General features: G+C 45.7%; 22 protein-coding genes. 6 read left to right on the top strand and 16 right to left on the bottom strand.

Annotation, left to right across the window (positions count from 1 at the left end):
- Positions 1 to 156 precede the first annotated feature (156 nt).
- The 4 genes from galE to galK all read left to right on the top strand — a co-directional run bounded on the left by galE (position 157) and on the right by galK (position 4,664).
- The gene (gene galE, locus J0L70_RS23165; RefSeq protein ID WP_287456008.1) at positions 157 to 1,221 is read left to right on the top strand and encodes a UDP-glucose 4-epimerase GalE; all 1,065 of its coding nucleotides are present in this window, start codon (positions 157 to 159) and stop codon (positions 1,219 to 1,221) included.
- A gap of 3 nt (positions 1,222 to 1,224) precedes the next feature.
- Positions 1,225 to 2,325 (top strand): galactose-1-phosphate uridylyltransferase, encoded by a 1,101-nt coding sequence (gene galT / locus J0L70_RS23160; RefSeq protein ID WP_287456006.1) that lies wholly within the window; start codon positions 1,225 to 1,227, stop codon positions 2,323 to 2,325.
- Positions 2,326 to 2,404: 79 nt separating this feature from the next.
- Positions 2,405 to 3,568 (top strand): M24 family metallopeptidase, encoded by a 1,164-nt coding sequence (locus J0L70_RS23155; RefSeq protein WP_287456005.1) that lies wholly within the window; start codon positions 2,405 to 2,407, stop codon positions 3,566 to 3,568.
- Positions 3,569 to 3,578: 10 nt separating this feature from the next.
- Complete coding sequence (galK, locus tag J0L70_RS23150) at positions 3,579 to 4,664, top strand: galactokinase (protein WP_287456003.1); 1,086 nt, start codon at positions 3,579 to 3,581, stop codon at positions 4,662 to 4,664.
- 133 nt (positions 4,665 to 4,797) lie between these two features.
- Here the strand turns inward: galK and J0L70_RS23145 are convergent, their stop codons facing one another.
- On the bottom strand, positions 4,798 to 6,303 hold the full coding sequence (locus J0L70_RS23145) for an aldehyde dehydrogenase family protein (RefSeq protein WP_287456002.1): 1,506 nt from the start codon (positions 6,301 to 6,303) through the stop codon (positions 4,798 to 4,800).
- A gap of 70 nt (positions 6,304 to 6,373) precedes the next feature.
- Complete coding sequence (locus J0L70_RS23140) at positions 6,374 to 7,291, bottom strand: NAD(P)-dependent oxidoreductase (RefSeq protein WP_263970845.1); 918 nt, start codon at positions 7,289 to 7,291, stop codon at positions 6,374 to 6,376.
- A 347-nt stretch (positions 7,292 to 7,638) separates the two neighbouring features.
- On the opposite strand from J0L70_RS23140, the gene J0L70_RS23135 reads away from it, so the two are divergent.
- On the top strand, positions 7,639 to 8,019 hold the full coding sequence (locus J0L70_RS23135) for a PH domain-containing protein (RefSeq protein WP_287456001.1): 381 nt from the start codon (positions 7,639 to 7,641) through the stop codon (positions 8,017 to 8,019).
- A 96-nt stretch (positions 8,020 to 8,115) separates the two neighbouring features.
- Positions 8,116 to 10,443, top strand: coding sequence for a caspase, EACC1-associated type (locus J0L70_RS23130; protein ID WP_287456000.1), 2,328 nt, complete (start codon positions 8,116 to 8,118; stop codon positions 10,441 to 10,443).
- Positions 10,444 to 10,577: 134 nt separating this feature from the next.
- Here J0L70_RS23130 and hpsU read toward each other — a convergent pair whose 3' ends face one another.
- The 14 genes from hpsU to J0L70_RS23060 all read right to left on the bottom strand — a co-directional run bounded on the left by hpsU (position 10,578) and on the right by J0L70_RS23060 (position 23,392).
- On the bottom strand, positions 10,578 to 11,174 hold the full coding sequence (gene hpsU, locus J0L70_RS23125; RefSeq protein WP_287455999.1) for a hormogonium polysaccharide biosynthesis acetyltransferase HpsU: 597 nt from the start codon (positions 11,172 to 11,174) through the stop codon (positions 10,578 to 10,580).
- Positions 11,171 to 12,097: a glycosyltransferase family 2 protein gene (locus tag J0L70_RS23120; RefSeq protein ID WP_017285598.1), complete on the bottom strand. Its 927-nt coding sequence runs from the start codon at positions 12,095 to 12,097 to the stop codon at positions 11,171 to 11,173. Before J0L70_RS23120 ends, hpsU begins: the two co-directional genes overlap by 4 nt.
- Positions 12,098 to 12,300: 203 nt before the next feature.
- The gene (locus tag J0L70_RS23115; RefSeq protein WP_017285600.1) at positions 12,301 to 13,002 is read right to left on the bottom strand and encodes a response regulator transcription factor; all 702 of its coding nucleotides are present in this window, start codon (positions 13,000 to 13,002) and stop codon (positions 12,301 to 12,303) included.
- Positions 13,003 to 13,318: 316 nt separating this feature from the next.
- Positions 13,319 to 14,362, bottom strand: coding sequence for an MraY family glycosyltransferase (locus tag J0L70_RS23110; RefSeq protein WP_287455998.1), 1,044 nt, complete (start codon positions 14,360 to 14,362; stop codon positions 13,319 to 13,321).
- Between the two features lie 71 nt (positions 14,363 to 14,433).
- Positions 14,434 to 15,375, bottom strand: coding sequence for a UDP-glucose 4-epimerase family protein (locus tag J0L70_RS23105; RefSeq protein ID WP_287455997.1), 942 nt, complete (start codon positions 15,373 to 15,375; stop codon positions 14,434 to 14,436).
- Positions 15,372 to 16,127: a glycosyltransferase family 2 protein gene (locus J0L70_RS23100; protein WP_287455996.1), complete on the bottom strand. Its 756-nt coding sequence runs from the start codon at positions 16,125 to 16,127 to the stop codon at positions 15,372 to 15,374. Before J0L70_RS23100 ends, J0L70_RS23105 begins: the two co-directional genes overlap by 4 nt.
- Positions 16,124 to 16,708, bottom strand: coding sequence for a WcaF family extracellular polysaccharide biosynthesis acetyltransferase (locus J0L70_RS23095; RefSeq protein ID WP_287455995.1), 585 nt, complete (start codon positions 16,706 to 16,708; stop codon positions 16,124 to 16,126). The genes J0L70_RS23100 and J0L70_RS23095 overlap by 4 nt, the downstream gene beginning before the upstream one ends.
- A gap of 19 nt (positions 16,709 to 16,727) precedes the next feature.
- Positions 16,728 to 17,783 (bottom strand): VOC family protein, encoded by a 1,056-nt coding sequence (locus tag J0L70_RS23090; RefSeq protein ID WP_287455994.1) that lies wholly within the window; start codon positions 17,781 to 17,783, stop codon positions 16,728 to 16,730.
- 11 nt (positions 17,784 to 17,794) lie between these two features.
- Positions 17,795 to 18,346: a YdcF family protein gene (locus J0L70_RS23085; protein ID WP_287455993.1), complete on the bottom strand. Its 552-nt coding sequence runs from the start codon at positions 18,344 to 18,346 to the stop codon at positions 17,795 to 17,797.
- A gap of 27 nt (positions 18,347 to 18,373) precedes the next feature.
- The gene (locus J0L70_RS23080; protein ID WP_268242531.1) at positions 18,374 to 18,940 is read right to left on the bottom strand and encodes a YdcF family protein; all 567 of its coding nucleotides are present in this window, start codon (positions 18,938 to 18,940) and stop codon (positions 18,374 to 18,376) included.
- 59 nt (positions 18,941 to 18,999) lie between these two features.
- Positions 19,000 to 19,755, bottom strand: coding sequence for a glycosyltransferase family 2 protein (locus J0L70_RS23075; RefSeq protein WP_287455991.1), 756 nt, complete (start codon positions 19,753 to 19,755; stop codon positions 19,000 to 19,002).
- A gap of 22 nt (positions 19,756 to 19,777) precedes the next feature.
- Entirely contained in the window at positions 19,778 to 20,974 is a 1,197-nt protein-coding gene (locus J0L70_RS23070; RefSeq protein ID WP_287455989.1) for a glycosyltransferase, read from the bottom strand.
- Positions 20,975 to 20,977: 3 nt separating this feature from the next.
- On the bottom strand, positions 20,978 to 22,102 hold the full coding sequence (locus J0L70_RS23065; protein ID WP_287455988.1) for a glycosyltransferase family 4 protein: 1,125 nt from the start codon (positions 22,100 to 22,102) through the stop codon (positions 20,978 to 20,980).
- 15 nt (positions 22,103 to 22,117) lie between these two features.
- Positions 22,118 to 23,392, bottom strand: coding sequence for a hypothetical protein (locus J0L70_RS23060; RefSeq protein WP_287455987.1), 1,275 nt, complete (start codon positions 23,390 to 23,392; stop codon positions 22,118 to 22,120).
- Positions 23,393 to 23,394: the final 2 nt, after the last annotated feature.

Raw genomic sequence — 23,394 nt, 5'->3', positions numbered from 1 at the left:
TCAGCGGTTACGGAGTCATCTTCATAAGCTGCAAAAGTTACCTGCAAGAGTCAGAAGCTACTTTCAGCATCCCAAGATTGCCTACGCAGCTTAGTACAATGCACTCTCAATCATTGCCGGGTTAATATGATTTGAGCGATCGCTCAGGAGGCTCTTGTGTCATCCCCAACCATTTTAGTCACGGGTGGAGCTGGTTATATTGGTTCCCATACTGTTTTAGCCTTGCAGCAAGCAGGCTACGACGTTCTTGTCTTAGATAATTTATCGAATGGACATCGAAAATTAGTCGAACAAACATTGAACGTGAAGCTGATTGTGGGAGACACAAACGATCGTCCTTTACTCGATCGCTTGTTTTCTGAAACTGCAATATCAGCTGTGATGCACTTTGCAGCCGATATCGCAGTTGGTGAGTCAGTCAGCAATCCTGCTAAGTACTATCGCAACAACGTTGTCGGTACATTAACGCTGCTTGAAGCAATGGTGGCAGCATCAATCAAGCAGTTTGTTTTTTCATCCACCTGCGCGCTTTACGGCATTCCAGAGTTTGTTCCGATTACTGAGGAGCATCCCCAAGCTCCGATTAGTCCCTATGCGATGACCAAGTGGATGGTAGAGCGCATCCTGCATGATTTTGATGTTGCCTATGGCTTGAAGTCAGTCGCTTTTCGGTATTTCAATGCTTCTGGAGCCGATCCCGATGGACGATTGGGAGAAGATCACGATCCTGAAACGCATCTGATTCCACTAGTCTTGCTCGCTGCACTAGGGCAGCAAAAATCGATTTCAATTCTGGGTACTGATTATCCCACTCCTGACGGAACTTGCATTCGAGACTATATTCATGTCAGCGATTTAGCTCAAGCGCATGTATTAGGCTTAAAATACTTGCTCGATGGCGGAAATAGTAATGTATTCAATTTAGGCAATGGCAATGGTTTCTCGGTGCGGGAAGTGATTGAGACGGCGCGGCAGGTAACAGGAAGACCGATTCAGGTGATAGAACGCGATCGTCGTCCAGGCGATCCGCCGATTCTAGTTGGGAGCAGTGAGAAAGCACGCCAAATTCTAAAATGGCAGCCTCAATATGCTGACTTACGGAGTATTCTGAATCATGCGTGGCAATGGCATCAAAAGCGACATGCTCAACAGCCTGATCAGATAACTTCAGCATCAGAAGAGATGTCTTCCCCGTCTATCGAAACCCTCGCGCGCCAATAGAGTATGTATTCTCAAACTTTGCTCAAACCGGATGGTCGCAAACTGACCCTTTATAGTCGAAATGCGATCGCTGAAAACATCATTGCTCCTAGCCCAAGCCCTGAGCCGATTCAGGCAAATCCTCATCTGCGATGGCATCCCTTGCGCGGCGAGTGGGTCTGTTATGCAAGCCACCGTCAAGGGCGAACCTTTATGCCGCCTCCAGAATACAATCCCCTAGCTCCAACCCGTGATCCTGAATTTCCAACCGAGTTACCCCAAGGAAACTATGATGTCGCAGTGTTTGAAAATCGGTTTCCTTCGATGCTAGTCACAGCAACAACTGCGCCGCATGAAATTGTTGAAACGCTCCCTGCGAATGGTGCTTGCGAAGTTGTTGTCTTCACTCAAGATCCGCAAGCTTCCCTAGCATCGCTGGAATTAGATCACTTAGAGTTGCTCATCCAAGTTTGGGGCGATCGCACTCGTGTGTTGAGCGAAGTTCCTCAGATTCAGTATGTTCTCCCGTTTGAGAATAAAGGAGTCGAAGTTGGTGTTACACTTCATCACCCGCATGGGCAAATCTATGCTTATCCTTTTGTGCCGCCTGTTCCATCTCGCATGGGACAGCAGCAGCAAGCTTACTATCAAAGCCACCAGCGCGGACTATTACAAGATCTCATTCAGCAAGAAATTGCAGATGATCAACGAATTTTGTATCGGGATGAAGTTGCGATCGCGTTTGTGCCCGTCTGTGCCCGCTATCCTTACGAAGTTTGGGTGGCCCCGATTGAGCCAGTTGCAACCTTGATGGATTTAACGCCTGAGCAGCGTGAGGGGCTAGCAAGAGCGCTCAAAACGGTCACGTTAAAATTTGATGGTTTGTGGCAGCGATCGCTTCCATACCTTATGGCGTGGTATCAAGCGCCGATAGATGGACAAGCACATCCTGAATGGCACTTACATGCAGAGTTCTATCCGCCTTACCGCACCTCAGATCGACTCAAATATCTAGCAGGCACAGAACTAGCAGCAGGTATGTTTGCGAATGATGCCCTTCCCGAAGATAAAGTCAAAGAACTACAAGCTGTGACAGTCCATCTAGAAGAGAGAGTAAAGATTTAAGAGGATATTTGAACAGAGCTAATGACAGCGATCCGTATCTCAAAATCAGGAGAACACCCTCAAAACCGGGAGAATAACAATGCAGATCCAACTCAGAAACCATTCCTCAACGCTCAGCCAGCAACGCAATGCGGAGATCGAACAAAAACTAAGCTGGATGCGTAAAGCGCTGTATGAAACTCATGCAACTGGTCTACGCTTGCGCGGAATTGATTGGTTTTCCTGGGCAACAGCAGGCGGCTCGAATATGGTTTTACTAGCTGCTGAAACAGGTGTTGCTGAAGTACTTGTGACTCTGGACGGAGCTTGGATTTTGACAGATGAAATCGAAGCTCAGCGGCTTCAAGACGAAGAAATCCCTGCTGGATCTGCTTATCAGTTCGCCGTCAACCCTTGGACAGAGATCGATATTCGAGAAGCTTTTGTGCGAGAGACAACTCAAGGCGGACGAATCATCAGTGATTTACCCTTGATGACTCTCAACGATCGCCCTATCCTAGCAGAAACATCTCTGCCGAATACTTTGGTGAATCGTAAACGATCACTGTTGCCTAGTGAAGTCGAGCGCTATCGCCAAGTTGGACAACTCGCTAGCGAAGCCATGACCGAAGTGCTCACTCAGGCTCGTCCCGATTGGACAGAAGTTCAGCTTGCAGGAGCAGGAGCCGCTGCTCTTTGGGCAAGAGGGCTTCATCCTGCTTTGACTCTAGCTGCTGGAGAACAACGTCTGCAAAAATATCGCCATACGCTTCCCAAACAAGAAAAAATTGGACGAGCTGCGATGCTAGTCTTTTGTGCGCGTGGATTCGGTCTATATGCCAATCTCACCCGCTTTGTTTACTTCGATCGTCTCTCAGAGACAGAAGCAAGCTTACACCATCAAGTTCGAGAAATTGAAGCTGCGGCGCTCAATCAATGTCGAGTGGAAACGCCCCTAGATCAGATTTATCTCACTTTACAACAAGCATACGAACAGCATGGTTATCCAAATGCGATTCGTGAACATCATCAGGGTGGAACAACTGGGTATTTATCCCGTGAAGTGATTGCAACTCCGACTACAAGCGATCGCTTAGCTGCAAATACAGCGATGGCTTGGAATCCCAGTCTATCAGGAGCAAAAATCGAAGATACCTTCTTGCTCCACGAAGATGATCATCTCGAAAATCTCACCCTTGATCCAAACTGGAATAGCATCGAAGTGCATCAGCAACAACGTCCTCTGCCTCTAGAACGAATCTAGTTTGACTGATATGAGTACAGCCACTACATTTACATTTGAGCAAATTTTTAACGCTGCTCCAGATGTGCAAGCGATCGCACCCGGACGAGTGAATTTACTCGGCGAACATACTGATTACAATGACGGCTTTGTTCTGCCCACAGCAATTCCCCAACATACTACGGTTTGCCTTGGAACTAGCTCCGATGATCAATTTCACATTTACTCTCACGATTTAGAAGAGCAAGTCAATTTCTCTTCGCGTGATCCAATTCCTCAAGGCTTTAGTCGCTATGTGATCGGCTGTATTCGTGCGATCGAAGAACAAGGTATAGTTATTCCACCGCTGAATATCTTTGTCACGTCTTCTGTTCCGATTGGTTCTGGTTTATCGAGTAGTGCTGCGTTAGAAGTGGCGATGCTACGTGCGTTACGATCGCTTCTCAATCTCAAAATCGATGATGTTCAGATTGCACAGTTTGGGCAGTATGCAGAACGAACTTTTGCTGGCGTGCAGTGCGGCATTATGGATCAGATGGCATCAAGTCTAGCTGATTCTGAGCATCTTTTATTTCTTGACACGCGAACACTCGATCGAGAATTACTGCCATTTCCAGAAGGATCTACATTTTTGGTGATAGATAGTGGGATTCCGCGCACGTTAGCAGGGAGTGGATACAATAAGCGTCGGTCAGAATGTGAGGAAGCAGCAAGATTGCTCGGTGTTCCAGCGCTGAGAGATGTTCAGGATATCAGCGCGATTACTTCTTTACCGAGTCCGCTCCAAGAACGTGCGCGTCATGTCATTACAGAAAATAATCGGGTTTTAGAAGCACGCCTTGGGGTATCTGCTCAACGTTTTGGGCAATTGATGAATGCGTCTCATGCAAGCTTACGAGATGACTATGATGTGTCGGTGGAAGGATTAGATATGCTGGTCGCAATCCTGCAGGAGACCCCAGGCGTATTAGGAGCAAGACTGACAGGTGCAGGATTTGGAGGGGCTTGTGTAGCTCTAATTGATTCTAATGCTGAGCTTAAAAATGCGATCCAAGCAGTTCTCGATCGCTATCATAACGCAGGCTATACTGGCAAAATCTTAGTTGATCGTACTTAGAGGGTGCTTTAAGAGATTGGTAAATTAGCTTGCGTCAAAGGTTCCGACGTGTGACCTGCCTCCGCCCCGAATATTCCGGGGCAGGCAAATGCGTCTCAACAATTACTTTTAAAGCATCCTCTACGATCTTTAGCTAGAAAGGATAAACACGCGGTGTATGTTGCACCGTGATCCAATGGTCAGTGGTAAATTCTTCAACCACCCAACTGCCTCCAAATCGACCAATTCCGCTATTTTTCTCACCGCCAAACGGTGCATTCGGCAAATCATTCACAGTCTGATCATTGATGTGTGTCATGCCTGCTTCGACTTGCAGTGCAAACCGCAATCCTCGACCTTCATCACGAGTGAATACTGCACTCGATAGTCCATATTCAGTCGCATTTGCGATCTGTAGCGCTTCTGCTTCGTCGCGTACTTTCAGAATTGAAGCGATCGGTCCAAACATTTCCTCGCGTGCCACTCGCATTTCATTGTTTACATCAACAAAGACATGCGGCGGTAGAACTAATCCTTCTGGTTCACCGCCTAACAATTGACGCGCACCCTCTTGATGAGCCGATTCGATATGCTCTAGCAGTGAATCGAGCTGAGCTTGATCAATGATTGGACCAATCACAGTATCCGGATCATTCGGGTCGCCGAGTTTAAGAGCGCGAACTAGATCGACAAAGCGATCGACAAATTCATCATGCACCCGCTGATCAACCACAAAGCGATTGATGCTCATACAAATCTGACCGGAATTCAAGAACTTACCAAACACCGCAGCATTCACAGCAAGCTCTAGGTCTGCATCATCTAAGACAACAAATGGACTACTTCCACCGAGTTCAAGTGACACTCGTTTCATAATTGGGCTACTCATCGCGAGTTGTCCAATATGCCGCCCTGCTTTAGTTGAACCTGTAAAGGTAATCACTCGTGGAATCGGATGCGTCACAAAAACATCACCGATCTCACTAGCTTTTCCAGCAATCACACTAAACACACCCGGCGGAAGACCTGCTTCTTCATAGATTTTGGCAAGGATTAAACCACCAGAAATCGGAGTGGTCGAAGGTGTCTTTTGCACAACTGCATTACCGAGTGCTAGCGCGGGAGCAATCGATCGATTCGCAAGGTGTAGCGCAAAATCCCAAGGACTGACAACCCCAACAACGCCCACAGGTTGACGATACACGCGACTTTCTTTTCCAGGCAGGTCAGCAGGTAGCACATGACCTTCTGCTTGATACGGAATTCCAACCGCTTGCTGCATGAGCGCATAAGCCGCTTGCCATTCGAGCATCGCTTTATTGCGCGGGCTGCCTGCTTCTCGAATCAGCCAAGAGACAATTTCTTCTTGACGCGCTTTCATGATTTCGGTAGCTCGCTGCATGACTCGTGATCGCTCACTCGGTAATGCCTGTGCCCACTCAACTTGAGCTTTCTTCGCCGCTTGATAAGCTTCCTGAATGTCTTGTTCACTCGCAGCTTGAAATTCAGCGATCGAGGTTTTGCGATAAGGATCGATCAAAGTAACTTTGTGTTCAGAGCGACCTTGTACCCAGCGTCCACCGATAAATAAGCGATCGAGACCTGTGTAGGGAGTAGGTGCAGTCGATTGAGGGGGGGGTTTTGGAGCGGTAGCAGTCATGGTAGCTTCTCCTGATTAAAACGTGATTAGCCAAAAAATGATTGGTTAAAAAGTGATGGAAATCTGCAATTTAAGGTGCAATCGTTACATCTGCTTCGAGTTCCAGCATTTTGATAAATGCAGACGCATTTTCTTCGCCCCATCCTTGATTGACAGCGGCTTTGATGGTTTCTCGTACGGCGACTGCCGCAGGAGTTGGAGCGTTTAGATCTTGAGCAAATCGAGCAATCAAGTTGGCATCTTTGAGTAAATGTTTGAGTGCAAAGCTCGGTGTGAAATCGCGATCGATGAGGGTCTGACCCATTCCATCAAACAGCGGAGAACGAAAATCAACCCGATGTAGCACGTCTAAGACATCTTTCGGATTTAGTCCTGCTTTCGTTGCTAGCACCAGTGCTTCGCCAAGGGCTTCGATTTGAGTGGCTACGATCGAATTACCTACAAGCTTCATTGATGCGCCTTTGCCTGTGTCGCCCATGTAGTGAACAGATTCGCTCATTGCATTGAGCATCGGCTGCACACGATCGAAGACTGCTCGTTTTCCGCCAACTACAATCCACAATCCACCTGCCGCCGATTCATTTTTACTCCCAAACACTGGAGCATCTAGAAACTCAACTTGTTTTTCTGCATAAGCTGCGGCTTGACGCTGAGATGTACTGGGATGCACGGTACTTTGGTCGATCGCGACTTGTCCCGATCGTACATTCGATAAAATCCCATTCTGTCCAAAGACGACTTCTTCAACGACCTGATCATTTGCAAGGCAATAGAAAATTACATCCGCATCTTGGACGGCTTGAGCAGGAGTTTCTGCTTGAGTTGCACCCTTTTCGACAAGTGCCTTTCCGGCTTCTGGGCTGCGATTCCAAACAGTCAGAGAATATCCTGCTTTGAGTAGATTAGCTGCCATACCACTACCCATCGTTCCTAGCCCTAAATAGGCAATTCGTTCCATGAAATTGTCCTTGCATGAGGTTGAAGCAATCCTGTTGCGTAAAGATTACTCTTGGAGCAACTGAAGCAGTGAGTCCAGAAAACTTCGGGAAAGGAGCAATCTTTTCACGCAACATCAGATCATCCTAGAGACGCAATTGATTCTGCTCCTCTAACGAACGAGAGAGAAGATGGTATTCCCCGCACAATTTTCAGGATCATTGCAACGGATTGCGATCTCATTACATAAATGATTTGAAAGCGACAGTTAGAATTATTACTCAGTGTTTATTCTTAAAAAATTCTCAAATTGTGTTCGATATATATCTGGCACTGCTATAACATACGGGAGAAATGAATGGGAGATCTCAGTATTCCATCCCTGTAGCAGAAATAAGAATGGCTCACAATTCACTGATATTCACGATTGATTGCGCTGATTCTAGGCTTGATTCAGAAGAACAAGATCAACTTGTTCAACGATTACTTAGAGAGATTAAAGAGCACGATGATACCGCAAGAATCAGACGTTGTCCTGATTCTGATCTACCGAATCGAAGTAAGTCGCTTGGTGGCTTCTTAGTTGGGCTGTTGACTGTAGAGGTCAGTAGCGCGAATGCTAAGAAGCTGCTGCAATTCCTTGGGGATCGGTTTGGGAATAAGCCACTTAAGTTAAAGCTGGAAACAGCTAAAGGGCAGAAGCTAGAAATTGAAGCCAGTAGCCGAGAAGAGTTTGAGTACATTATGCAGCAAGCACAAAGTTTTATTGAGGAAACTTAAGTTCAGTCAAATCAATGCAATTAACTTTGATCTCTTAGCTTCACATCAATAGAAACCTTATCCTACTCCGGAATTCAGTGAGTCCTTGGAAAGAACATGGCGAAGAAAATTGCGCTTTTAATTGGAGTCAGTGAGTATCCTCTGTCTGACCTAACTTCGTTACCTGCTGCTGCAAAAGATATTGAGGCAATGCAGCGAGTCTTGTTAAATCCCAGACTAGGTGGATTCTTGCGGGCAGATACTCTGATTAACTATTCGACTCAAGAGATTCGCAGCGCGATCGAAGAATGTTTTGAAGAGCGCGAACCGGGCGACTTAATCTTGCTCTATTATTCTGGACACGGAATCAAAGATGAAGATGGAAAACTTTTCTTCGCCGCGCACGATACGAAAGTTCAAAACCGAAAGCTAAGAAAAGCGAGCGCGATCGCCGATTATGATATCTATGAAGCGATGAATCAAAGTCGTGCGAAACAGCAGATTATTATTCTAGATTGTTGCTTTAGTGGCGCGTTTGATCCAAACCGAATTCCGAAAAGTGATATTACGACTACAGAGATCAATTTGCGAAGTCTAGATGCATCTGGACGAGTTGTTCTGTCTTCTTCCAGTTCGACGGAATACTCGTTTGGTGATCCATCGCAGGACTTGTCAATCTATACTCGCTTCTTGGTCGAAGGAATCGAAAGCGGGGAAGCAGATCAAGATCGAGATGGTGTAATTCGGATTCGGGAATTACACGAGTATGCTCAAGGCAAAGTGCAAGAAGCAGAACCTCGGATGAAGCCTAGAATTAATATTGTAAAAGATGAAGCTTACAACATTATTGTTGCTAGTCGTTGCTCTGAATCTCTGATTGAAGCAGATGATTCTCAAAAATTGCATCCGCGAGAATGGAACACAATTTCATTAAGTCATCCAACAGGCTCTCTATTGTCTCAAGCTCAAGTTCCATTACAAAGCTTTCTTGAACCGTTTGAAGACTTCATTACAGAACTCATTGAGCGATTATCAGATCATCAATGGATCTCTCAACTCTTTGATTATCAGCAACTCCATTCATTAGAGGTCATCAATCCGATTTTAAGTGTAATCCGGGCAGCTTCAAAAGCAGACACTGTTTTTGTGCTACAGCAGCAGAAATTAGAAGACGCATCCTTTCAACACTGGTCTGTTGTATCTTATAGCGATACAGATGTAGAAGCCTCGCAAGCAAGTTACTTTGAAGTCCTAAAAAGTAAAGTTCTCCCTGCTGTCTCATACCAAGCTCTGTCAAGTGCCTACCATCACGGCATCATCCTTTCTCAAGAAGATCAGCAATTCATAGTCATTCCAATTCGATCTTGGCTAACGACAACATCCTTGCCCCAGATGATGGTTGTTTGCCAACCTCGATTAGAGCCATCTTTACTTGGAAATATTTATGGACAGACTTTATCAAGCTTCTACCAAGCCTGTCATTCCGTTCTGCCTAAAGCATTTCCTCTTGAGGTTGCAATCGCACTGATTGAAGCAGCTATCCTCGACGGGCTGAAGAACGCATTTGGCTTTGTATCCGCAAACCTCTACGATCGACGGTATCGGCTATTTTGTGATCGCCTTCAGCAAATGATTGTGCATTTTGAGCCAATTCTTCAACTTGACGATTTAGATATCTTCGGATGGGAAGCATTAGCGCGAGATCCACTCCCTCGCAAAGCAGAGTTGCTAGTTGCTCCAGTTGACTTATTCAAGTCTGCTGAGTTATGGGGAACGCGATTTACAACTGAACTCGATTTGCACTTTCTGTGGACTGCGACTGAGTCTTATCGATTACAATGCCGAGAAGCAAAGCTAAATCGCCCAAGTGATATTCGTCGTCTTTCTGTCAATGTTTATCCAGATACGCTGATGCGAACTGCGTATCGCGAGATGTTGCGGAAAATCATTAAGGTGGACAAGCTAATTACGGGGCGGAAGCTCACACTAGAGATTTCTGAAAAAGCCGCATTACCAAAATCGCAATCAAGCGATCCTTACGAACCGCATTGGACAATGTTTCGACACGAGATCGAACGGTATGTACATGATTTTGATATTCAGTTCGCAATTGATGATTTTGGGGTTGGATATGCGTCTGTTTCTCGATTAGTAGGACTGAATCCAACCTATGTGAAAATTGACCGAGAGATTTTGCTCACAAAATCGCAAGCAATTATTAATCTTGTTGCTAGTTTCGTGAGGGAGTTGTTAATCAAGTCTGGTAACTCTAACTCTTTCGTCATTGTGGAAGGAATTGAGTCACACAGCCAAATTGATTTACGCTCACTTCGGGACATGAAGGTTAGCCATATTCAAGGCTATCTCGTTGGAAAAGCAAAAGCTGAAATCCAAGCTCGGTTGGAGCAAAAAGAATATGAGGAGTTTCTCAAAAGATTGGGGTGAGTTCAGAGATAATTGACTAAAAATCCTGATCAGGAACACAATCAGTCGAGGAATCAATCTGCATATCTCATACTATGAGAGGCAAGATCTGCCCTAATGCTTGAAGTCGCACAATGACATCACCCGCGATTTCTCTAATCCACTCGCATCTCTCGCAAATAGTGCGATCGACAAGGAGACCCCCAACAAACTGATTGCGCTGGCATCGACTTGAGTACGGTGCTCCGCGCCCCAATCACTGCATTGGAACCAATCTGCACTCCCGGCGCAATAAAGCAATCTGTCGCAATCCAGACTCCATGCCCAATCTCAATCGTTTTCGTGACGAGTCCAAACGCGCGATCGCTCAAATCATGGCTTCCCGTACACAGATAGCTCTTTTGTGAAATCACACAATGAGAACCAACCGAAATACGATCGAGACTATAAAACACGACATTATCGCCAATCCAGCTATAGTCCCCGATCTCAACTTTCCAGGGATAAGTAAACCGTGCCGTCGGACGAACGAGCACCCCTTTGCCAACTTTTGCCCCAAATAGTCGCAACACGGCACAGCGAACTTGATTCAAAGGTTGAGGAGTGATGGGAAATACGATCGATTGAACCAACCACCATAGTAAGACATACCAGCCTGGACGACCGCGATCGTACCAGGATTGATCATAACAATGTAAATCGACGAGCGGAGGCGCATCTATGTCGATCGCAGACCCTTTCAAACTTGTCATGATTCTGGCTGTACGATCGGAGTTGGATTCGGTTTCGGGGTGTTTAACGTTCCCCCAAACTGCTGTAGCTCATACAGCTTCACCCCAATTTGAAACTCGTACTGGCTGAGCAACCGTGCATAGATATAGCCTGCTCTCCCATCTAGGAATCCAAGCCGGAACACATAAGCCAGTAAGAACCTGAGCGTCGGTTTGAAGGGCAATCTTACCCAGATCCGCTTCAAAAATCGCTTGCGCTGTACCGAATCGCCAAAGAAATTTGCACCGATCGTTCCTTGATCGTCTTTGCCATTGAGCAAATTCAGGTAAACCTTCGCTTCCCAATTAGAATAGCGATTGTGTCGGTCTAGCCAGTGATAAAGATCTTTGAAATCAATGTGGAGCATATCATTTTGCAGATAGCCCACTTTCTCAGACATGACAACATGCTCATGGACTTCGTTGTCACCCGTGTTGCGAATTGCTTCAGTGCTGAGGTTTTCGTAGCGACCTTTCGCATGTTTAAACAAGCGCAAATTCCAGTCGGGATACTTGCCACCGTAGCGAATCCATTGTCCTAAGAAGAACACACGGCGATTCAGATAGTACCCTTCGTACTCTGGATTTTGAATTGCAGTCTCGATCTCATCCCACAGTTCTGGTGTGATCCGCTCATCGCAGTCTACAATCAATACCCACTCATTGCGAAATGGAAGATTTTCCAGGGACCAATTTTTCTTCTTCGGCCAGCGTCCATTGAAGTGAAACTGCACCACATTCGCACCATAGCTCTCTGCAATTTCCACAGAGCGATCGCTACTTTGCGAATCGACGACAAACACCTGATCCGCTCGCGCAACACTTTCTAGACAAGCGGGCAAATTTGCTTCTTCATTACGGGCGGGAATTAGAACAGAAACTGGGAGTTTAGAGAGACTAGACATAATTCGGGTGCAGAAAGGGCTTGACGCAACCACGTCGCTCCCAGTATTCCCAATCCAATTTTGGGATCACACTCAAAAGTCTTGTCCAAAAGTTCTTGTAGATAACGCCTGATCGTCTAGTGAAAATTTGCTTGAATAGAGACTGAGGTAATCACGGAAGAAGTATTGATCACTGTCTTCGGAGCACTCCATTTTCCCAACTCCTACAAGGGAATCCGAAGCTTTAACTTACCACGCAGCAAATTAATCTTTGATGGATTCAAATACTCTTGCAATCCTGAAACTTCATTCAACAGCGATGTACTGCGAGCACATTCTTCTTCTAAGATTGCAATATAGCGATCGAGATCTTGATCAGAGATATGTTGTTTCAACATATAAGTCGCGATCGTAATATTCGAGACAGGATGCCGTAAGCCTTGGGATAGCTTCTGCAACAGCATACTATTCATCTCAGCTAGCTCTTGACTGGTTTGGAGTTGCTTCTCAATTGATTGGGCAGCTTGTGCTTGTGCCTCAGACTGACGAGTTAAGCGATCGTACTTATTTAAGCAACTCTGCACCGCGCCGATCAGTTCTTCTTGAGTAAAAGGCTTGGTCAGATAATCATCTGCGCCCAATTCCATTCCCATTCGCACATCTGTGCGCTCAGAACGCCCGGTCAGAAAAATAAACGGAATCGTTGCCGTTTCAGCCTGCTGACGTAATTCGCTCAACACCGTATAGCCATCCATTTCAGGCATGACGACATCACAGATCACAAGGCTCGGCAGTGCTTCTTTCGCCAATTGCAACCCGGCAACACTACTACTCGTCGTCAGTGCTTGGAAACTTTGAAGCTCTAGAATCTCTTCAATATTTTCTAAGATTTCTTGATCGTCTTCGATCACTAAAACACTGTTCATTGACTATCCCAAGGTAAACTGCACTGGCTAGCAATCCGCTTTCTCTGCCGAAGCGATGAGAGCAAATCTGTCGAACTTGCCCTTGTAGATCAACCCCTTTGAAGCCTATCGATCAAGGTTTGCAAATTTACTTTCGCCAAACTTAATCGCTATACAGTACATCCTACACAAGAACTTGACCAATTTCAGTATCTTTTCGTAATTTCTTTAAGCTTTTGTGAAAGAGATTGAGAGAGATCATAGAAGATTTCAGCAAAATTACTGACTGTATCTCTCTCCATCTCGTTAAACACTGCTCAATCTGACTATTTTTTCGTCATCCAGCTCGGGTTCCCATAATTAAGTTCCGAACAGACGAATAAATTACCGTTCGCATTTTGATGCCTTGCTGATGGCTCAGATATCTTTCTCCAAGCGCGATCGCACAGACAACTTCGCTCAAACTGAGCCATGCTCCAAATTCCTGTAGAAAATGTAAATTCAGCGCGATCGCAAGCGTGACTAGAATATAAGTGCTAGCAACTTGAGCGTGGTTCCAGCCCGATTGCTGTAGTCTCTGATAAAGGTGAGTGCGATGCGGCTGAAAGATATTCTCTTTCCGAATCACACGCCGAATCAGCGTGTAAATCGCATCTGCAATCAGTGGTAATGTAATCGCTAAAGATGACCAAGCCTGCACCGCATCCCCAGACTGACTTAGCAGCGAGATTGCAATCATCGCGCCCAAAACAGTACTGCCGACATCCCCCATGAAAATTTTGGCAGGTGACCAATTCCACCAGAGAAAGCCGAGCAATGAAATCGCCAGCAGCGCGAGCATTGGCTGGTTATATTCGATCGCTAAGTACGTGAATTGCACAAAAGACACGCCTGCAACTAATCCATCTAACCCATCCATAAAGTTATAGAAATTGATCAGCGCAGTCATCCCAATCATGGTTAATGCAATCGCAAGCATCGCTCCAACCATGCCCAGTGGAGCTAGCCAAGGTTGAGGAAAAGGACTAAACGCTGCGATCGCAATTCCAGCAGAGCTAAGTTGTACAAGATAGCGAATTCGAGCGGGAACATCACCGCGATCATCGAAAAAGCCAACAATAATTAACGGAATTAAAGCCGCCCAAATGAATAACGCATTGCTAGCAGTGAAGGTTTGCCAATCCAGCCACGCTAGCATAGCGCTCACGAGAGCAAATGCAATCACAAACCCAAGTCCTCCTCCACGGGGTGTCGGTTGAGTATGCGAACTGCGATGGTTTGGCACATCAAGAAGATACTGACTGAGATACTGTCTAATCGAGGCGACTAGCACAAAACTCAAGCCACCACTTGCCAGTAGCAGACTGGGAAAAATATTCATAGGAACGAAACCGAAACGATTTTTTGAGCCGCTTTTAGATAGACCCCTTCAGCTTTTTTTACTTCAACAAGTCAGTGTGTATCTTGGAACCCTCTCGCAGTTTGTTCCAGACCTTGTTCGAGGGTAAACGGAGGCTGCCAGTTAAGAGTCTGGCGAAGCTTTGAACTATCGATCGTCAGTGAACCAAATAAACGCTCGATCGTTGCCGTTTTACCCAAGATCCGGGCGAGGTTAGTTAGTATTACAGGCGAGATTGGCATCAACCGGACAGGTTTCCGCATCGATTCCGAAATTTTTCTAACGAGTTCTGGGGTAGAAACGTCTGTGCTATCACTGACAAGAAACGTCTGTCCAGCGGCTTGAGGATGTGTGGCGCAAGTGACGATCGCATCCACTAAATTGCCGACATAGACTAGACTCCGCTGGTTGTGAATTCCACCGAGCGGGAGTGGAATGCCTGTTTTGACTAGGTTCATCAAGTTGAGAAAATTCGCTTTGACCCCCGCTCCATAAACTAATGGGGGGCGCAAAATTACAATCTCTAAATCAGTGGTGGCTGCAATCTCATTGAGCGCACATTCTGCTTCCCATTTACTGATGCCATAGGCATCAGCAGGTTGAGGCGTACTGCGCTCGGTGTAAGGTGATGCTTGTCCATCTCCGTTGACTTTAATCGAACTGAGATAGACAAAGCGTTTGACTCCAGCAGTAGCAGCAGCGATCGCGAGCGATTTGGTCGCTTCAGTATTGACTGCCCGAAATTCACTCAAGGGATCAGCCGCAGTATCGTTCATCTGATGGACTCGGGCTGCAAGGTGAATGACAACATCGATTTGAGGCAGGATGGGATGATCATCCAATTCTGCGATCGAGGAGACTAAAATTGGTGTTACAGAGGGAGATAACACTGCATCACTGCGAACTACGCCATAAACGGTATGTTCTGAATGTTCTAAAAGCTGACAGAGGGCTGAGCCAACAAAGCCAGTTGCGCCAGTAATCAAAAAGTTCATGCGGGGCGTGCGACGAGTTGAAAGACCTTAACAAAGTATTTAGACAGAACCTTGGTCATGTTTGTTTGGATGCCATTTTCTAGGCATCCTCGAACGATCTCTCGGTTCAGAATCCAATTGCTTGAGAGATTTGCAGTGCTAGCTCCTCCAGTCCGCATCTTGACGAGAACTTGTGGAATGTAGTGATAGCTCATTTGATGAATTGCCAGAAATCGAATCAAGAGTTCATAGTCTGCTGCAATCTTATAATCGGTTTTGAAAAAACCATAGCGATCAAATGCCCATCGTTTTACGACAAAAGTCGGATGAGCAGGCATCCAACCATAAGCAAATTTATCCGGATGGAAATGGGCAGAACTGTAGTAGCGCACGATTTTATCTGGCTCGTCATGCTTCACGTATACGAGATCTGCAAATACAGAATCGACTTGGTGCTGCTCGAACTGATTGACGATCGTGGAAATAACGTGTGAATTGAGATACACATCATCTGCATTCAGAATTGCGATCGCGTCGCCTGTCGCGAGCTTGATGCCTTTATTCATTCCGTCATACATGCCGCGATCGGGTTCTGAGACAAATCGAGCAATGCGATCGCCATAAGATTGAACAATTTCGGCCGTATTATCTTTGGATGCTCCATCAATAATGATGTGTTCAATATTGGGGTAATCCTGAGCAAGAACGGATTCGATCGTGTCTCGAATCGTGGCAGCAGCATTGTAGGTAACAGTAATGATAGAAACTTTCATGGGTTTAACAGACTAGAAGAAAAGCTTTGCTCTTTGATAGTGCGAGGTTTAATCGCAACCGCAGGATTGCCCGCGTAGATGGTCCAAGAAGTCAGTGATTTTACAGCAACGCTTCCCAAGCTCAGAACCGAGCCTTCGCCAATTTCAACACCGGGAGCGATCGTCGATCGTGCAGCTAACCAAGCGCCAGATTTTACGGTAATGGGTGCAACTCGCAAATCAAAAGTTGAAGCTGTCCAATCGTGATTACCAGTACAGAAATAAACCGATTGGGACACACAGATATGATCCTCTAAAACAATCGGAGCAAGATTATCAAACCAGGCGTTTTCTCCAATCCAGCAATGATTCCCGATCGTCAATCGCCACGGAAATTTTACTTGGACTCCCGGTTTAATTCGGACACCTTGCCCGATCGATGCGCCAAACGATCGGAGTACCCTAACTTTGAGACTAGAGATCGGGAGCAATCGACTTCGGACAATCGGATCTCCGATGAAAAACCAAAGCAATTGTTTCCAAGCAGGTGCGCCGGGAGAATAATCTTGAATTGTGTATTGATCGAGGTGAATGAAGGTCACAATAATTCTGATAAAACAATTACGAACGACGATTTTTTGGATTCCAGGTACAACAACGATCGCCATAGACATCGCGGTAGACTTTCTGCACCACTTGCTGATAAGGCTCCGGATACCAAACATTAATCATCAACACATCTCCAACCTGCACTTTAGGCAAGAGATAGTCATATAGAGAAATACGATACTTCTGCTCAAATTGCTTCGGATCTCGAATCAGCACTGCTTTGAATCCTTGAGGATGTTGTTCTCGGTGTTCACGATTCACATCGTATTTCCAGGCATCAACCCGCTCTAAAGGTGCAGAAAACGCAAGATAGTCTGGATTATTATTAGTGTGCTCTGGAATGATCAAGCTATCTGGAAATTGTTGCTGGACTTTTGCAATTACATCCGACCATTTATCATTGTTCGAGTCGATATAGAAAAGCGTTGCTCCCCACCGCTTTCTTGCATAGGCAATTTTCTCACTAATTCCTTTTACTGCATCTTCTTTGGTTTTATAAGACCAGTAGTGAGCAATGTTCTTATCTTTTTCCCACCAACGAGGCGGCAAAGGAGTTTGGTAAGGATACATAAACTGAGATCGAATTGTCACCCCCACGCGTAAGCCCGCATCTTTGAACTTCTGAAAAAATTCGTCGGCAATCTCATCCATTTCCGGTGCGCGTTCCTCGAGCAGTCTTGGATCACCTACCCAGGTATATGCCCCATCTGCCGCTTCAATTCCTTCGACATCAAAAACAATTACACCTTGAGCATTGATTTGTCGCAAATGGTGAATCGAGTAGGCAGCGAGTCCCATCATACGCTTTCGGAATTCTGTTTTTCCGGCTGGGGTAAAGAGATTTAGATCTTTTGAGTTCAGCCATTTTCGCGGATTGTTCGGAGCATAGGCAGGGCTATTTCCGAGAAAGATCGTACCAATCGCGCGGCGATCATTCCAAGTAAAGGTTCGGGCTGCAACTTTGGTCGATCCCGATTGCGATCGCGCTTCCGCAAAGTTTGATGGCTGACTACAGGCAGCCAAAAAGCAAATCGGCAGTAAGAATGTGAGCAGTTTTAATCGTTGCATAAGTCAATTCATTAAGGTTTCAAACTTGAGCCAGTTCGCCCAGTTCCAAGCCATAGCAGTGCGCGTCCCACATCTCGCACCATTCGCAACTGCGATTCTGGTGGATAGTAGGGGTTATAAGCAGCAACCGGAGTAAACGCAATTCCTTCACTGCCAAAAACAACCGTGGCAATTGCAGTAGATCGCGCTAAATGAAAATCAGAAGTCACAAGAAAAACATGCAGAATGTGCTGCTGTTTAAGCAGATCGACCATCGTCGTGAAGTTGCTAACTGTATCTGTGGCTCGGTTATCCAGATACAGCCTCGATTGATTAATGCCTGCTTTCGTGAAAATTTGCTGCGCCTCCGAGCTTCCAGAAGACACCCAAACGTCTAAATTTGGATATTCACGGGCAAGCTGAGCGGCTTTTTGTTCACGATCGGGTGTTCCACCCACAACGAGAATCAACTTTGGAACTGGCGCGAAATGACGTGCGATTGCAAGTCTCACTGGAAAATAGCTCCCTAAACAGCACAAAATTCCCACTAAAGCGAGCAGTACAGCCCGTCGAGACGGTTTCAAATTATTACCTCTCATCGAATCGGCAATCTATTTAATAGCAGGCAATCGACCTCGAAGACTTGCCCCTGTTTTTCTAGCTATCAGCCACAGCACAGAACGCCCAACATCGCGCATCACTCTCAGTTTTGATTCTTGGCGCTGTTCTCCGACCACTCGGATTGGCGTAAAGGTGATCCCCTGACTACCGAAAACAACGGTCGCGATCGCTTCGGCTCGCGGCATATGATAATCAGAAGTCACAATATAAACGTGCTGAATTCCACGTCGCTTCAAGTCGGGGATCACGGTTGTAAAGTTGGTGACGGTATCGGTGGCACGAGTGTCAAAATACAAGCGCGATCTCGGAATGCCTGAGTGCTGAAAAATGCGTTTGGCATCTGGAGAGCCGCTAGATACCCAGATTTTGAGCGAGGGATACTGTCGGGCGAGGTTGACGGTGTATTCTTCTCGATCGGAACTTCCCCCCAAGATAAGAATCATTTCGGGCGTGGGGGATTGCTGGCGAGCGATCGCCAGTCGAGCCGGGACATATCCCAACCCAAGCAGAATGCCAACGGAGGCAATGCACCGAAGCAGTCGAGAACGAATTAACACGGTAGACCCTGATCACTGGTAGAACCCTTGACCTCAGTTTACCGATTTTCGCAATTTTGTTAACCTTTCTCTGCTTGGATCAGATGAATGGATAACAAAATTTCAGCTAGAACACGCTGAAAAGTGTAATACCATCCTGCCCAACCATCAAGAATTCCGCCTTTGAGAATCAGACAGTAAATCAAAATGACAAACGGCGCGAGAATTTTGGTTTTCCGAATACGATCGCCCAAACTCAGTTCATGAGCCGGTGTCGCTAGTAATTTTTTCACCTCCAGTACCATATAGCGATCTTGTGCCCAGAGCCAGCGCGCCAAGGGTTTACGATCGTCGTGATAAATCGGTGCCTTCAAAAAACCAGATTTGCCTTGCACTTCAAGCTGTTGAGTATGACCGTCATCAAAGTAGTTCGCTTTCTCGCGTCGAAATAGCGCTTGTCGGGGTGGTAAAAGCGTTCCTCGTAAGGGTTTACCGAAGACACAATATTTGAATCGAATGAAGAATCCATTGATCGGCGTATCGGTGGACAGTGATCGAATCTCTTCAATCAGTTCAGGGGGCAGCACATAATCTGCATCTAGAGAAAGCACCCATTCTGACTCCACTTTATCTAAGCCATAGTTCCACTGTTTGGCGTGCGTATCAAACGGTCGGGTAAAGATCTCAACTTGAGGATAAGCCCTCAAAATGTCTAATGTCTCATCGGTACTCCCACTATCAATGACGACAATTCGCTTCGCCCAAGTCAACTGTTCCAGTGTTCGACCAATATTAGCAGCTTCGTTGTAAGTCAGGATCAAAGGAGTAACTTCCATGAGACGAACCTCTGAAGACTGTTTATGAGACAGGTTGTGAGCTAAGGGCATGTTTTTTTCGATCAAGAATATCAAGATAAGCTTGGTGCAACGTTCCGGCAATTTGATCCCAGGTATAGTGCTGAAAAATTAAGTGACGGGCACGTTCTCCAAGCGCTTTTGCAGCTTCAGGATAGGCAAACTGTCGTCGCATCGCTTGTGCGATCTCATCCGCATCGATTTCGACCACTTTTGCGGCTTGTGCGATCGCAGCTTCTGGAAAATTACACCCAGTTGTAAACACACAAGGCAATCCCGCTGCCATTCCTTCAAGGATCGATAGACTAAAGCCTTCGGAATAAGACGGAGCGACATACAAATCGACTGCTGCTAGTGCTGCATGTTTTAGTGTTCCAGTGAGCATTCCAGCAAAGGTGACGGCTTCAAGAACTCCAGATTGCTCGAAGTAAGATTGTGCAGTTGGTAAAAATCCAGTGTTATCAGGTCCTGCTACGACTAAATGAGTATTGGGAAACTCTGCATGAATTTGAGCAAAAGCGGGAGCTAAGAGATCTAACCCTTTTTTTGGGTCAATCCGCCCTAAAAATAAGATTAATGATTTACCTCGCAACTCTGGAAAGGCTTGATAGAACAGTTCAGAGTCAGGGAGCGGATCGAAGTCCTGTCGATGGACACCGTTTGGAATAATCTTTAATGGAGCGGGCAAAGATAAAGGTCGAATCCCATCGGCTTCAGCTTGAGAAAGCATCTGAATCACACTCGCTTTTCGCAGGATTGGACGCTCGATTAAAGTATAGTATGCTTTTTTCTTGAAGCCTTTGTAGTTCAATGCCCACGGGTCTAACATTCCTTGAGGATTGACAATATAGGGAATCTTATACAGTTGGCATAACCAATGTGCGATCGCAACTGGATAAGTAAATAGCGAAATCGTATGAACTAAGTCATAGTCGCGAAGATGCTGAAACAACCAAGCTGTGAGCGGGTAGCTGAATTTATATTCACTCAACCGCCAGCGCGGAAAATATTGGATTCGATAAGATTTCTCTTGCTGCCAAGTGCAGAGCGGCACATCTAAGTTGGTTGCCCCATTCGCGTCTGTGGTCACGACATCGATTTGAAGTGCTCGATCGCCCAAAGCTTGAGCAAGCTCTAAAACTAATTTCGATGTCCCGCCATACACAAGACCGGTCGCAGGAATAACAATTAAAATTTTCATGTTCTACTTCAATACGGATTCAACTGCTTGGTGCAAGCCCTGAGCGAAATAGTTTGGAGAAAACTTTTCAATGTGTCTCAGTGCGGCTCCTCCCATTGTTTTGGCATAATTTACATCTGAACTAACTTTGCTCATGAACTGCTGCATCTGTTCGACACTGTTAGGATCAAAGCCCCAACCATTCACGCCTTCAATCACTAAATCTTCAAAACATCCACATCGATTGGACACCAGTACCGGAAGTCCTGCCGCCATAGCTTCGTTCACAACTAATCCCCACTGCTCTTGATAGCTGGCATGAATAAAGCAGTTGGCATGAGCAAAATAGGGCATGAGTTCCGCTTGCTGAAGAAAACCAGGAAGATGAACGCGATCGCTTAATCCTTCTGCCTGAATTTGTGCTTCAATCTGAGGTCTCAGTTCTCCGTCACCGCATAAAACTAAATCCCACGGTTCCGAAGTTTTTTCAACATACGCAGCGTAAGCCGTAATGAGATTTGGAATGTTTTTTTTCTCGATAAACCGATTGATCGATAGGAAGAAGGGAGCTTTTACTGGATTGGGAAGTGATCGCAATCGATCCGGATGAAATACTTCATTGCCCACCACGTTATAGCCTAGAAAAATTCGATTTTCAGGTATTCCCAACTTCAGTAGATATCGTTTCTGCGGCTGCCCTCCGACTAATGCTGCTTGATACTGGTGAATTAATCGTCGCTTCAATTGCTCTTTAATTCCAGTGCGAGGAGCATCATCTTCTTTAGAAGCAGATAAGAGAATTACAGGCTTCCGATGTAAACGACTCCAACTGAGTGCAGCTAACATTCCAGGTTGAAAATAACCTGCGATCGCAACGACATCTGGATTAACCTGAGAGAGCGTTCGATGAACAGCAGCAAACAATTGATTCACTCTGACTGTCTGCAATGAGCGATCTGGAATGACTGAGACAAAAGGAAAATCCGCTTCTTCCTTCGATGTTTTCCAAGCATAGTCCTTTTCAGAGCGCGCTAATTCAATACCAACACATTGAATCATTTCGCTGTAAAGATGATGAAAGGCATTTACTCTCGCGAAGTGGTAAGGACCATAATTATTGAATAGCACACAGATGGATTTTCTAGACATGATATCTGTATACTCCTAGCTGGTCGTCGCGATCGACTGTGAAGTGCGAACTCGTTTTCGAGCATATAGAACTGCTATTCCAAGAAAAATTAAGTAAAAAGTCATATCTGCAAGACAGGTACGTGTTCCATGAGTCACACCTTTCAAGGCACTAGGAATAAAACTAACGTAAAGCAGTTGAGCTACAAAGCTATTGTCTCTTGTTGCTGAAGTCCAAAGTACTTTGTAGAGATATCCTAATGCTAGAAATACTAGACAGCCAAAATAGTCAAATTCTAGAAAAGAATCACACACACCAGTCGGAACTAATCCAGGATTCACAACAAATCCGTCGTACAGTTTTTTGAGATTAAAAGACTGAGTTTCAATCATCAAACTGCTTTTGAAATCTCTCCCTACTAGTTGCCCCGGGATAAATCGGAACACTAACTCATTCCAGTAGCCAACACCATAACCATATTGCCCGGTTTTGACTGCCGCATCCATCTGTAACGCTGCCCATTCAAGCTCTAAATCTTTCGCGTTGGAGATATCTGCCTGAAGCGTTCCAACTGGATCTAAGTTCCATAACTGACTCCAGTCCCCGCTTGAACTAATACGTCGATACTCACCTGCTAATGGGATAGCGAGAAGTGCAAACACAACTCCTCCAACTACTAGCGATCGCGGTGGTTTCCAACCCCTATGAAAGAAGAGGGTGAGGGCAACTGTAAGTAGAAGAGACGCTATGACTTCTCGCCGACCATAGAAAACGACTCTCTGTAAAGGACCTAACGCAGCGAATAAGGTCGCAACTAAGCGAGACATAGTTGGACACTTCAAGCATAACGATAGCAAAATCGATAGTCCTGGAAGCGATAAATAAGTGAAGGTCGATAAGATTGTTCGCAGTCCTGTGAGTTGTCCACGGTTGTTTACTGTGGCTTCTGTTCCACTTGCCCAACGAGAAAAAATGAGTCCTGCCGCTGCAAGTATTAATCCAATCTGAAACAGTTTTTTGTCGCTGAGCGATTGTTGAAGTAATCGAATTGGCTTTTTTGGAGCGGGGAGCCAAGCACTCAAAAAACTGGCTGTTGCACACAGAAACGACATTAATAAAACTCGTTCTAGTGCAGTTTCTGAGGGAAGTTTCTTAGTTAGATAGAGAGAAAGTGCTTGCGGGACAAGAAAAGCAGCAAAAATTCCTCCCATGAAGAAGGGGTACTGATACACTCTCGACATTCGATCGAGTCCCCAGCTAACACAGGCGATACAAGCGACAATAAAGAGTGCAAGGTAGATATCTGACATAG

Origin of the sequence: Leptolyngbya sp. UWPOB_LEPTO1, assembly GCF_017302695.1 — a bacterium.
GTDB lineage: Bacteria > Cyanobacteriota > Cyanobacteriia > Leptolyngbyales > Leptolyngbyaceae > Leptolyngbya > Leptolyngbya boryana.
Note: the sequence above shows the minus strand (reverse complement) of the source record. Positions and strands in the feature narration are given on the sequence as shown.

Excerpts from the sequence above, each read along its gene's own strand:
- J0L70_RS23100 (WP_287455996.1), bottom strand. The coding sequence starts at position 16,127 with ATGAAAGTTTCTATCATTACTGTTACCTACAATGCTGCTGCCACGATT.
- J0L70_RS23060 (WP_287455987.1), bottom strand. The coding sequence starts at position 23,392 with ATGTCAGATATCTACCTTGCACTCTTTATTGTCGCTTGTATCGCCTGT.
- J0L70_RS23135 (WP_287456001.1), top strand. The coding sequence starts at position 7,639 with ATGGCTCACAATTCACTGATATTCACGATTGATTGCGCTGATTCTAGG.
- J0L70_RS23110 (WP_287455998.1), bottom strand. The coding sequence starts at position 14,362 with ATGAATATTTTTCCCAGTCTGCTACTGGCAAGTGGTGGCTTGAGTTTT.
- J0L70_RS23130 (WP_287456000.1), top strand. The coding sequence starts at position 8,116 with ATGGCGAAGAAAATTGCGCTTTTAATTGGAGTCAGTGAGTATCCTCTG.
- J0L70_RS23115 (WP_017285600.1), bottom strand. The coding sequence starts at position 13,002 with ATGAACAGTGTTTTAGTGATCGAAGACGATCAAGAAATCTTAGAAAAT.
- hpsU (WP_287455999.1), bottom strand. The coding sequence starts at position 11,174 with ATGACAAGTTTGAAAGGGTCTGCGATCGACATAGATGCGCCTCCGCTC.
- galK (WP_287456003.1), top strand. The coding sequence starts at position 3,579 with ATGAGTACAGCCACTACATTTACATTTGAGCAAATTTTTAACGCTGCT.
- J0L70_RS23155 (WP_287456005.1), top strand. The coding sequence starts at position 2,405 with ATGCAGATCCAACTCAGAAACCATTCCTCAACGCTCAGCCAGCAACGC.
- J0L70_RS23145 (WP_287456002.1), bottom strand. The coding sequence starts at position 6,303 with ATGACTGCTACCGCTCCAAAACCCCCCCCTCAATCGACTGCACCTACT.
- J0L70_RS23105 (WP_287455997.1), bottom strand. The coding sequence starts at position 15,375 with ATGAACTTTTTGATTACTGGCGCAACTGGCTTTGTTGGCTCAGCCCTC.
- J0L70_RS23065 (WP_287455988.1), bottom strand. The coding sequence starts at position 22,102 with ATGTCTAGAAAATCCATCTGTGTGCTATTCAATAATTATGGTCCTTAC.
- J0L70_RS23075 (WP_287455991.1), bottom strand. The coding sequence starts at position 19,755 with ATGGAAGTTACTCCTTTGATCCTGACTTACAACGAAGCTGCTAATATT.
- galT (WP_287456006.1), top strand. The coding sequence starts at position 1,225 with ATGTATTCTCAAACTTTGCTCAAACCGGATGGTCGCAAACTGACCCTT.
- J0L70_RS23070 (WP_287455989.1), bottom strand. The coding sequence starts at position 20,974 with ATGAAAATTTTAATTGTTATTCCTGCGACCGGTCTTGTGTATGGCGGG.
- J0L70_RS23120 (WP_017285598.1), bottom strand. The coding sequence starts at position 12,097 with ATGTCTAGTCTCTCTAAACTCCCAGTTTCTGTTCTAATTCCCGCCCGT.
- J0L70_RS23090 (WP_287455994.1), bottom strand. The coding sequence starts at position 17,783 with ATGCAACGATTAAAACTGCTCACATTCTTACTGCCGATTTGCTTTTTG.